Annotated in this window: 8 protein-coding genes; 2 read left to right on the top strand and 6 right to left on the bottom strand. The window is 61.8% G+C overall.

Translation table 11 applies throughout. The features are described 5' to 3' along the window. Positions 1-32: 32 nt before the first annotated feature. From PMA3_RS09040 to leuC, 6 genes are all read right to left on the bottom strand, one after another. Entirely contained in the window at positions 33-1043 is a 1011-nt protein-coding gene (locus PMA3_RS09040; protein ID WP_064676831.1) for an aspartate-semialdehyde dehydrogenase, read from the bottom strand. A gap of 281 nt (positions 1044-1324) precedes the next feature. Further along, positions 1325-2437 (bottom strand): aspartate-semialdehyde dehydrogenase, encoded by a 1113-nt coding sequence (asd, locus tag PMA3_RS09035; RefSeq protein WP_064676830.1) that lies wholly within the window; start codon positions 2435-2437, stop codon positions 1325-1327. Between the two features lie 66 nt (positions 2438-2503). Then, positions 2504-3586, bottom strand: coding sequence for a 3-isopropylmalate dehydrogenase (leuB, locus tag PMA3_RS09030; protein WP_064676829.1), 1083 nt, complete (start codon positions 3584-3586; stop codon positions 2504-2506). Positions 3587-3658: 72 nt separating this feature from the next. Next, positions 3659-4426 carry a class I SAM-dependent methyltransferase gene (locus tag PMA3_RS09025; protein WP_064676828.1) on the bottom strand — a complete coding sequence of 256 codons (768 nt, stop codon included), beginning with the start codon at positions 4424-4426 and terminating at the stop codon, positions 3659-3661. A 155-nt stretch (positions 4427-4581) separates the two neighbouring features. After that, complete coding sequence (gene leuD / locus PMA3_RS09020) at positions 4582-5226, bottom strand: 3-isopropylmalate dehydratase small subunit (RefSeq protein ID WP_064676827.1); 645 nt, start codon at positions 5224-5226, stop codon at positions 4582-4584. 11 nt (positions 5227-5237) lie between these two features. After that, complete coding sequence (leuC, locus tag PMA3_RS09015) at positions 5238-6656, bottom strand: 3-isopropylmalate dehydratase large subunit (RefSeq protein ID WP_064676826.1); 1419 nt, start codon at positions 6654-6656, stop codon at positions 5238-5240. Between the two features lie 148 nt (positions 6657-6804). On the opposite strand from leuC, the gene PMA3_RS09010 reads away from it, so the two are divergent. Both PMA3_RS09010 and PMA3_RS09005 read left to right on the top strand, forming a co-directional pair. After that, positions 6805-7695: a LysR family transcriptional regulator gene (locus PMA3_RS09010; RefSeq protein WP_064676825.1), complete on the top strand. Its 891-nt coding sequence runs from the start codon at positions 6805-6807 to the stop codon at positions 7693-7695. Between the two features lie 74 nt (positions 7696-7769). After that, on the top strand, positions 7770-11048 hold the full coding sequence (locus tag PMA3_RS09005; protein WP_064676824.1) for an EAL domain-containing protein: 3279 nt from the start codon (positions 7770-7772) through the stop codon (positions 11046-11048). Positions 11049-11063 lie beyond the last annotated feature (15 nt).

Raw genomic sequence — 11063 nt, 5'->3', positions numbered from 1 at the left:
GAACCCTTGGAAAAATTGTTGCCAAGTATCTTTTACACAAGTTGTTTTATCAACAATTCGGCCACCTGCACAGCGTTGAGCGCCGCGCCTTTGCGCACGTTATCTGACGTCAGCCACACATTTAGTTCCGACAGGTCGTCGATTCCATGGCGAACCCGACCAACGTAGACCACGTCCTGCCCGACCGCATCGCCGACCGGGGTCGGATAATCGCCGGCTTCCACCAGTTCGATGCCCGGGGCGTCTTCCAGGGCGGCATTGACTTTCGCCAGATCGATGTCGCTCGCCGACTGCAAGGCCACACTGAAGCTATCGCCAAAAAACACCGGGGCTTGAATGCACGTGACCGAAATCTTCAAGGCAGGCAGGGCCATGACCTGGCGCAGTTCGCGCACCAGGCGTTTTTCCAGCAGCGTATGACCTTGTTCATCCGGCTTGCCGACTTGGGCCAGCAGGTTGAAGGCCATCTGCCGATCGAAGAACGTCGGTTCCAGCGGACGCACGTTTAGCAGTTCGGCGGTTTGCCGGGCCAGTTCGGTCACGGCTTCGCGACCTTGGGCGGAGACCGCCAAAGCAGCGGTCAGGTGGATGCGTTGCAGGTCGAGCAAACCGAGCAACGGCGCCAGCACCACGGCCAGCGTGGTGGCCGACGGGCTTGGGCTGCTGACCTGGAAGGGTTTTTTTAAACCGGCGAGCACCTGTGCATTGGCTTCCGGCACCACGTGCGGCGCCTGATCGGCCGGCAAGGCGCCGGACAGGTCGATCAGCGAGCAACCGGCGGCGGTGGCGCGCGAGGCGAAACTGAGGGTGACCGCCGGGCCGGCGGCGAAGAACACCAGCTGGACTTTGCCGAAGTCGAACTCATCGACCTCCCGCACCCGCACGTTCTTGCCGCGATACGGCACCGAATGCCCGGCGGATTCGCTGCTGGCCAGCAGGTGCAGGTTGCCGACCGGGAAGTCGCGTTCTTCGAGAATCTGCACGAGGGTTTCGCCGACAGTACCGGTGGCGCCGATCACGGCAATATCAAAGGACTGGCTCATGGTTTTACCTCTGGCGAAACGGGGGGAGCGGCACTTTACCGGGTGGGTGGCGTGCAGGCAATTGGGCGGGGGATATGCGGCGCCTGTGCCGGCCTCATCGCGAGCAAGCTCGCTCCCACAAGGTTTGTGTCGTACACAAACTATGATGGCAGCTCAAAAATCTGTGGGAGCGAGCTTGCTCGCGATAGCGCACTGTCAATCAACCCATCAACATCAGACTGCCAAAAACAAAAAAACCCGCACCTCTTTCAAGGCACGGGTTCTTTCATTGCTTCAACCGATCAACGCTCGAGCAGAATCCGCAGCATGCGACGCAGCGGTTCGGCCGCGCCCCACAGCAGCTGGTCGCCGACGGTGAACGCGCCGACGTACTGCGTGCCCATGTTCAGCTTGCGCAGACGGCCCACCGGAACGTTCAGGGTGCCGGTGACCTTGGTCGGGCTCAGTTCCTGAATGCTGGCTTCGCGGCTGTTCGGCACCAGCTTGACCCAAGGGTTGTGCTGGCTGATCAGCCCTTCGATGTCGGCGATCGGCACGTCTTTGTTCAGCTTGATGGTCAGCGCCTGGCTGTGGCAACGCATGGCGCCGATGCGCACGCAGATGCCGTCCACCGGGATCGGGCTCTTGAAGCGACCGAGGATCTTGTTGGTCTCGGCCTGGGCCTTCCACTCTTCGCGGCTCTGGCCGTTCGGCAGTTCCTTGTCGATCCACGGGATCAGGCTGCCGGCCAGCGGTACGCCGAAGTTTTCGGTCGGGTACGCGTCGCTGCGCATGGCTTCGGCAACACGGCGGTCGATGTCGAGGATCGCGCTGGCCGGGTCGGCCAGTTGATCGGCGACAGCGGCGTGGGTCGCGCCCATCTGCTTGATCAGTTCACGCATGTTCTGCGCGCCGGCACCGGAGGCCGCCTGATAGGTCATGGCGCTCATCCACTCCACCAGACCGGCTTCGAACAGACCGCCCAGACCCATCAGCATCAGGCTGACGGTGCAGTTGCCGCCGATGTAGTTCTTGGTGCCCGCATCGAGCTGCTGGTCGATGACCTTGCGGTTCACCGGGTCCAGCACGATCACCGCGTCATCCTGCATGCGCAGGCTGGAAGCGGCGTCGATCCAGTAGCCCTGCCAGCCGGCTTCGCGCAGTTTCGGGAAGACTTCGCTGGTGTAGTCGCCACCCTGGCACGTCAGAATCACGTCGAGGGTCTTCAGCTCTTCAATGCTGTAAGCGTCCTTGAGCGGAGCAATGTCCTTGCCCACGGACGGGCCTTGGCCACCGACATTGGAAGTGGTGAAAAACACCGGCTCGATAAGATCGAAATCCTGCTCTTCCAGCATCCGCTGCATGAGCACGGAACCGACCATACCGCGCCAACCGATCAGACCTACACGTTTCATCGCAACTACACCTTCTTGAAATGTGGGCCGCTACCTTGTCTTGAATTTGGCAGCGGGCCCGAGAGATTACAGATTCCGCAGCGCGGCGACTACTGCGTCGCCCATTTCCTGCGTCCCGACTTTAGTGCAACCGGCCGACCAGATGTCGCCGGTGCGCAGGCCCTGATCCAGAACCAGGCTCACCGCCTTCTCGATCGCATCTGCCGCGCCCGACTGGTTGAAGCTGTAACGCAACATCATCGACACCGACAAAATGGTCGCCAACGGGTTGGCAATGCCCTGGCCCGCGATGTCCGGCGCCGAACCATGGCACGGCTCGTACATGCCCTTGTTGTTGGTATCCAGCGACGCCGACGGCAGCATGCCGATGGAGCCGGTGAGCATCGAAGCCTGGTCGGACAGAATGTCGCCGAACATGTTGTCGGTGACGATCACGTCGAATTGCTTCGGTGCACGTACCAGCTGCATGGCGGCGTTGTCGACGTACATGTGGCTCAGTTCGACTTCAGGGTAATCCTTGGCCACTTCTTCGACGATTTCACGCCACAACTGGCTGGACGCCAATACGTTGGCCTTGTCCACCGAGCACAGCTTCTTGCCGCGGACCATGGCCATGTCGAAACCGACACGGGCGATACGGCGGATTTCGCTTTCGCTGTACGGCAGGGTGTCGTAGGACTGACGCTCGCCGTTTTCCAGGGTGCGGGTGCCACGGGGCGCGCCGAAGTAGATGCCGCCGGTCAGCTCGCGGACGATCAGGATGTCCAGGCCGGCGACGATTTCCGGCTTCAGGCTCGAAGCCTCGGCCAGTTGCGGGTAGAGGATCGCCGGACGCAGGTTGCCGAACAGGCCCAGTTGCGCACGGATTTTCAGCAGGCCGCGCTCCGGGCGAATGTCACGCTCGATAGCGTCCCATTTCGGGCCGCCCACGGCGCCCAGCAACACAGCGTCCGCCGCGCGAGCACGATCCAGGGTTTCGTCGGCCAAAGGCACGCCGTGCTTGTCGATGGCCGCGCCACCGATCACGTCAAAGCTCAGCTCGAAGCCCAGGCTGTACTTGGCGTTGGCCAGTTCCAGCACCTTGACCGCTTCGGCCATGATTTCCGGACCAATACCGTCGCCTGGAAGAATCAGAATCTGCTTGCTCATGCTTTCCTCATGTCATCAGTCGGTGCGCCCGTGGGTCACGGGTTAGCCGGGAAAAATTCTATCGTTCAGCGGCTATCGTTCAGCTATCAGCACCAGCACATCGGTACTGAACGAACCATCGGCCTCAATCTCAAAATATTCGCGCACTTCATTGCCCATCGACTGCTGCAACTCGCGGATCGCGGCGCGCATCACTGGCGGCGTGCGCATGCGCTCGACCCAGCTGGTGTACTCCAGGCGCAAGCGTTGGCGCGTGGTGCTGCGGGTATGCAACCCCGCTTCGCTGACCTGGCGCAGCCACTCACCCGCAGAATAATCGCGCACGTGGCTGGTGTCGCGCAGCACTTCGACGCTTTGCAGGTAAGTGTCGAACAGCGGGCTGCCCGGTGACAACACGTCGACGAACGCCGCCACCCCGCCCGGCTTCAGTACCCGACGAACTTCCCGCAGGGCCAGCCCGAGGTCGCTCCAATGGTGCGCCGAATAACGGCTGAACACGAAGTCGAATTCGCCATCGGCGAACGGCAGGCGCTCGGCGGCACCGTTGACCGTGGTCACGTTGCCCAGGCCACGGTCGACCGCAGCGGCGGCGACCACGTCGAGCATCTGTTGGGACAGGTCGTAGGCCACTACTTCCTTGACCAGCGAGGCCACGTGGAAACTCACGTGACCGGCGCCGCAACCCAGGTCCAGCACCCGGGCGTCGCCCTGCCCTGCCAGTTCAGCCTGCAGCAGGGCGAATTCGGTGCCTTGAGCATGCACGGCGCTGCTCAGGTAGGCGGCGGCCTGTTCACCGAATTGCTTTTGGACAACCTGGGTGTGCTGGGGGGTGCTGATCATTGGACTTCCTTTTTCAGGGTTTAGTCTTGTGGTGTCTGTCCGGGCCTCTTCGCTGGCAAGCCAGCTCCTACAGGGTTTTGTGAACGCCGCAAATCCCTGTGGGAGCGGGCTTGCCCGCGATGAGGCCGGCCCTGACTACAACGATTTCAGATCAATCAAGCGTCACGAAACAACCAAGGCTGGCTAGCCCGATGCCTGGCTTCAAACGTCGCAATCGCCTCATGGTCCATCAACGTCAGCCCGATATCGTCCAGCCCATTGAGCAGGCAATGCTTACGGAACGCGTCGATTTCAAATTTCAGCACCTTGCCATCCGGACGGGTCACGGTCTGGGCTTCCAGATCGACCTGCAACTGGTACCCAGGATTCGCTTCAACCTGCTGGAACAGCTCATCCACCTCAGCGTCGCTCAAGATGATCGGCAGCAAGCCGTTCTTGAAGCTGTTGTTGAAGAAGATGTCGGCATAGCTCGGCGCGATGATGCTGCGAAAACCGTACTCTTCCAGCGCCCACGGCGCGTGTTCGCGGCTGGAGCCGCAACCGAAGTTCTCACGGGCCAGCAACACGCTGGCGCCTTGGTAACGCTCGGCGTTGAGCACGAAGTCCTTGTTCAACGGACGCTTGGAGTTGTCCTGATACGGCTGCCCCACATCCAGGTAGCGCCATTCATCGAACAGGTTCGGGCCGAAACCCGTGCGCTTGATCGACTTCAAGAATTGCTTCGGGATGATCTGGTCGGTGTCGACGTTGGCACGATCCAGAGGCGCGACAAGTCCAGTGTGCTGGGTAAAAGCTTTCATGCTGCGCTCCTTTAGATCAATTCACGGACGTCGACGAAACGACCGTTCACAGCGGCGGCGGCGGCCATGGCCGGGCTCACCAGGTGAGTACGACCACCGGCACCCTGACGGCCTTCGAAGTTACGGTTGGAGGTCGAGGCGCAATGCTCGCCACTTTCCAAACGGTCCGGGTTCATCGCCAGGCACATCGAGCAGCCCGGCTCACGCCATTCGAAACCGGCATCGAGGAAGATCTTGTCCAGGCCTTCCGATTCGGCCTGCGCCTTGACCAGGCCCGAGCCCGGCACCACGATGGCCTGCTTGATGGTCGACGCCACTTTGCGGCCCTTGGCGATCACGGCCGCCGCACGCAGGTCTTCGATCCGCGAGTTGGTGCAGGAACCGATGAATACCCGGTCCAGCTGGATGTCGGTGATCGCCTGGTTGGCGGTCAAGCCCATGTACTTCAAGGCGCGTTCGATGGAACCACGCTTGACCAGGTCCATTTCCTTGGCCGGGTCCGGCACGTTCTGATCAACGGCCAGCACCATCTCCGGCGAGGTGCCCCAGCTGACTTGCGGTTTGATCTGGGTCGCGTCGAGTTCGACGACGGTGTCGAACTTCGCGTCCTTGTCAGTCACCAGGTCTTTCCAGGCTTCGACAGCCAGGTCCCATTCCGCGCCTTTCGGCGCAAATGGACGGCCCTTGACGTATTCCACGGTCTTTTCGTCCGCCGCCACCAGGCCGACGCGGGCACCGGCCTCGATCGACATGTTGCAGATGGTCATGCGGCCTTCGACGGACAAGTCGCGAATCGCGCTACCGGCGAACTCGATGGCATGGCCGTTACCGCCGGCGGTGCCGATCTTGCCGATCACGGCGAGGACGATGTCCTTGGCGGTCACGCCGAACGGCAACTTGCCTTCGACCGACACCAGCATGTTCTTCATTTTCTTGGCGACCAGGCACTGGGTGGCGAGCACATGCTCGACCTCGGAAGTGCCGATACCGTGAGCCAATGCGCCGAATGCGCCATGGGTCGAGGTATGGGAGTCGCCGCAGACCACGGTCATGCCCGGCAAGGTCGCGCCCTGCTCCGGGCCGATGACGTGGACGATGCCCTGGCGCACGTCATTCATCTTGAATTCGACGATGCCGTATTCGTCACAGTTATCGTCGAGGGTCTGAACCTGCAGGCGCGAGACTTCGTCGGCAATGGCTTCGATGCCGCCCTTGCGCTCCGGTGTGGTCGGTACGTTGTGGTCCGGGGTCGCGATGTTGGCATCGATGCGCCAAGGCTTGCGCCCGGCCAGGCGCAGGCCTTCGAAGGCTTGCGGCGAGGTCACTTCATGGATGATGTGACGATCGATGTAGATCAGCGCAGAGCCATCGTCGCGCTGCTTGACCAAGTGCGAATCCCAGAGCTTGTCGTAGAGCGTTTTGCCGGCCATCAGACGGTTTCCTCATCAGCGTGTTTCTATGCCCCGGGCATCGAATGGTTCAATAACCCTTTGGCTTGTGAGGTCGATCCTAGGGGGTTACATTAAATAACTCAAATTCATATTTTTTATGCTTTGGATAACCAACTGGAATACGACAATGGATCTGGCCAACCTCAATGCTTTCATAGCCATTGCCGAGACCGGCAGCTTCTCCGGTGCCGGTGAAAGGCTGCACCTCACGCAACCGGCCATCAGCAAGCGTATCGCCGGGCTGGAGCAGCAATTGAAGGTGCGCCTGTTCGATCGCCTGGGGCGGGAAGTCGGGCTTACCGAGGCCGGCCGCGCCTTGCTGCCGCGGGCCTATCAGATCCTGAACGTGCTGGATGACACCCGCCGCGCCCTGACCAACCTGACCGGCGAAGTGAGCGGCCGCCTGACTCTGGCCACCAGTCACCACATCGGCCTGCACCGCCTGCCGCCTTTATTGAGGGAGTTCACCCGCCGTTACCCACAGGTGGCGCTGGATATCCAGTTCCTCGACTCGGAAGTGGCCTACGAAGAAATCCTCCATGGCCGCGCCGAACTGGCGGTCATCACCCTGGCGCCGGAGCCCCACGCCCTGGTCAAGGCCACGCCCGTATGGGACGACCCGCTGGATTTCGTGGTCGCCCCGGAGCATTCGCTGATCAGCAACGGCCCGGTCAGCCTGGCGGACATCGCCCTGCACCCGGCGGTATTCCCCGGCGGCAACACCTTTACCCACCACATCGTCCAGCGCCTGTTCGAAGCCCGGGGCCTGACGCCGAACATCGCCATGAGCACCAATTATCTGGAAACGATCAAGATGATGGTCTCGATCGGCCTGGCCTGGAGCGTGTTGCCGCGCACCATGCTTGACGAGCAAGTTGCACGGATACCTTTACCGGGCATACAACTGACTCGCCAGCTAGGCTATATCTTGCACACCGAACGGACGCTCTCGAACGCGGCACGGGCCTTTATGGCCCTGCTGGATGCACAAATCGATGGGCCAGGGATTCAAGGCTAAGCTGTGCTACGTCCATAGCGTCAATATGCCGTGAATTCCTGTGCCTAACGCCCAATTCAGCCCAAGGCTTGAAAATGCCGAAATCTGTTGACCGAATTCCGCCGATGCCGCGCATTCAGGCGCTCGACCCGAAACGGTCCGAGCAGAGTTGGGAAAGCGCCCCGCAATTGCTGGCCGCCCTCAACGGCGCGCGCCTGGGCGCCTGGTACTGGGACATCGAGCGCGGGCAGATCAGTTGGTCCCGGGGCACCCAGGCATTGTTCGGCTTCGATCCCCGGCAACCGCTGCCGGCCGATCTGGAATACCTTGACTTGCTGCCACCCGAGGACCGGGCGAAAACCATTCGCGCCTTCCACGCGGTGATTGCCGGCGCCCCATTGGAACAGGCGATGCACCACCGCATCCGCTGGCCCGACGGCAGCCTGCACTGGCTGGAGATCAACGGCAGCCTGCTGCCGGACAAGCACGGCCGGCCACGGATGATCGGTGTCATCCGCGAGATCACCCACCAGCGTCAGCGTGAACAAGCCCTGAGCAGTTCGGAAAAACGCTTCGCCACGCTGTTTCACCTGTGTCCGAACATGGTGTTGCTGACCCGCCAGGAAGACGGCCTGATCAGCGAAGCCAACCAGTATTTCGAAAGCCTGTTCGGCTGGCCGGTCCAGGATGCGATTGGCCGCACCACCCTCGAACTGGGCCTGTGGGTGCACCCGGAACAACGGGCGCAACTGGTCAAGGCCACCAAGGCCAAGGGCGAATTGATCAACATGGAAGTGCAGCTTCGCGCCAGCAATGGCCAGGTCCACGACGGCATCCTCAGCGCGCAGAAAGTCGAGCTCGAAGGCCAGCCCTACCTGCTGAGCACCTTCCTTGATACCACCGAACGCAAAGCCGCCGAACACGCCCTCAAAGACAGCCAGGAACGCCTCGACCTGGCCCTGGATTCGGCGCAACTGGGCACCTGGGACTGGCACATTCCCAGCGGCATGCTCTACGGTTCGGCGCGAGCCGCCCAACTGCACGGGCTGGAAGCCAAGCCTTTCCATGAAGCCTTCGACGATTTTTTCGAAGGCGTGCCCGACGAAGAACGCAACAGCATGCGCGACGCCTACCGCAGCTTGCGCGAAGGCCCCGCCGGCAATTACCAGTTGACCTACCGCGTGCAGTTGCCGGACGGCAGTTCGCGCTACCTGGAAAGCCGCGCCCGGCTGTACCGCGATGAAGACGGTGCGCCGCTGCGCATGGCCGGCACGCTGCTCGACATCACCGATCAGGTGGAGCGCGAACAACGCCTGTTGGCCTCCGAAGAGAAATTCGCCACCCTGTTCCAGGTCAGCCCGGACCCGATCTGCGTGACCCACCAGGACACCGGCCTGTTCATCGAGATCAACTCCAGCTTCACCCAGACCTTCGGCTGGAGCACCGCCGAGGTGATCGGTCGCACTGCCGACGAAATCGGCATGTGGGACGCTTCGGAGAAAAGCCTGCGGCGGATCGAACGCGTCATCCGCGAACAAGGCCTGAACAATGTGGCGATCCTGGTTCAGCACAAAGACGGACAGACCCTGACCTGCGTGATTTCCAGCCGCCAGATCAGCGTCGGCGACCAGCCGTGCATCGTCACCACCCTGCGCGACATCACCCAGCAGCAACGCTCGGAAGCGGCGCTCAAGGCCAGCGAAGAGAAGTTCGCCAAAGCCTTCCACTCCAGTCCCGATGCCATCACCATCACCGAGCGCGACACCGGACGCTATCTAGAAGTCAACGATGGCTTCTGCCGCCTGACCGGCTATCGCGCCGACGAAGTGATCGGCCGCACGGTGTACCAGGTCGGCATCTGGGCCGAAGAAAAACAACGTTCGATCCTCCTGGCCGAGCTACAGCTCAAGGGCCGGGTGCATCACCTGGAAATGCTCGGGCGCAACAAACGCGGCGAACTGCTGACCGTCGAAGTCTCGGTGGAACCCATCACCCTGAACGAAACCGCCTGCCTGCTGCTGACAGCGCGAGACGTCAGCCTGCTGAAAAACGCCGAAGCGCAGATCCGCCACTTGGCCTACCACGACCCTTTGACCAACCTGCCCAACCGCGCGCTGCTGATGGATCGCCTGAGCCAGCAGATCGCCCTGCTCAAGCGCCACAACCTGCGCGGCGCCCTGATGTTTCTCGACCTCGACCACTTCAAGCACATCAACGATTCGCTCGGCCATCCGGTGGGCGATACGGTGCTGAAAATCATCACCGCGCGCCTTGAAGCCAGCGTGCGCATGGAGGACACCGTTGCGCGGCTGGGGGGTGATGAGTTCGTGGTGCTGCTCAGCGGCCTGGAAGGCTCGCGCAACGACGTCAGCGATCAGGTCCTGGATCTGGCCGACACCTTGCGTGAACTGTTGTCCGAACCGATGTTCCTCGACGGCCAGCGCCTGCAAGTGACCCCGAGCATCGGCATCGCACTGATTCCCGATCACGGCTCGACCCCGACCGACCTGCTCAAGCGCGCCGACATCGCGCTGTATCGGGCCAAGGATTCGGGGCGCAACACCACGCAGATGTATCACAACACCATGCAGAAGGCCGCGAGCCAACGCCTGCGCCTGGAGACCGACCTGCGCCAGGCCCTGTCCCGCGGCGAATTTCGCGTGAATTACCAACCGCAGGTGGACGCGCGCAACGGCCGCATCGTCGGCGCCGAGGCGCTGGTGCGCTGGGACCACCCGGAATTCGGCGCGCAGTCGCCCACGGAGTTCATCAAGGTGCTGGAGGACAGCGGGCTGATCCTCGAAGTGGGCACCTGGATCATCGACGAGGTCTGCGCCGCCTTCAAACAACTAGCCACCAAAAACCTGATCGACCCGCTCGACTTCAGCCTGTGCGTAAACATCAGCCCGCGGCAATTCCGCCAGACCGACTTCGTCGAACGCATCGAACGGAGCCTCGCCAGCCACGGCCTGCCCTGCTCGCTGCTGAAGCTGGAAATCACCGAAGGCATCGTCATCCAGAACCTGGAAGACACCATCAGCAAAATGCGCCGCCTGAAAAAACTCGGCGTGAGCTTCGCCATGGACGACTTCGGCACCGGCTACTCCTCGCTGACCTACCTCAAGCGCCTGCCGGTCGACACCCTGAAAATCGACCAGTCCTTCATACGTGACGCCACCACCGACCCCAACGACGCCGAGATCATCCGCGCCATCGTCGCCATGGCCCGCAGCCTGGAGTTGAAGGTGATCGCCGAAGGGGTGGAAACCCAGGACCAGCTGGATTTCCTGCAGGGGTTGGGCTGTCATTTCTATCAGGGGTATTTGCACAGCCGGCCGTTGCCGGTGGAGGAATTTCAAAAACTCCTGAAATAACGCGGTCGCTGTAAG

The organism is Pseudomonas silesiensis (genome assembly GCF_001661075.1).
GTDB classification, from domain to species: domain Bacteria; phylum Pseudomonadota; class Gammaproteobacteria; order Pseudomonadales; family Pseudomonadaceae; genus Aquipseudomonas; species Aquipseudomonas silesiensis.
The sequence above is the reverse complement of the archived record's forward strand: the minus strand, read 5'-3'. Positions and strand labels throughout refer to the sequence as shown.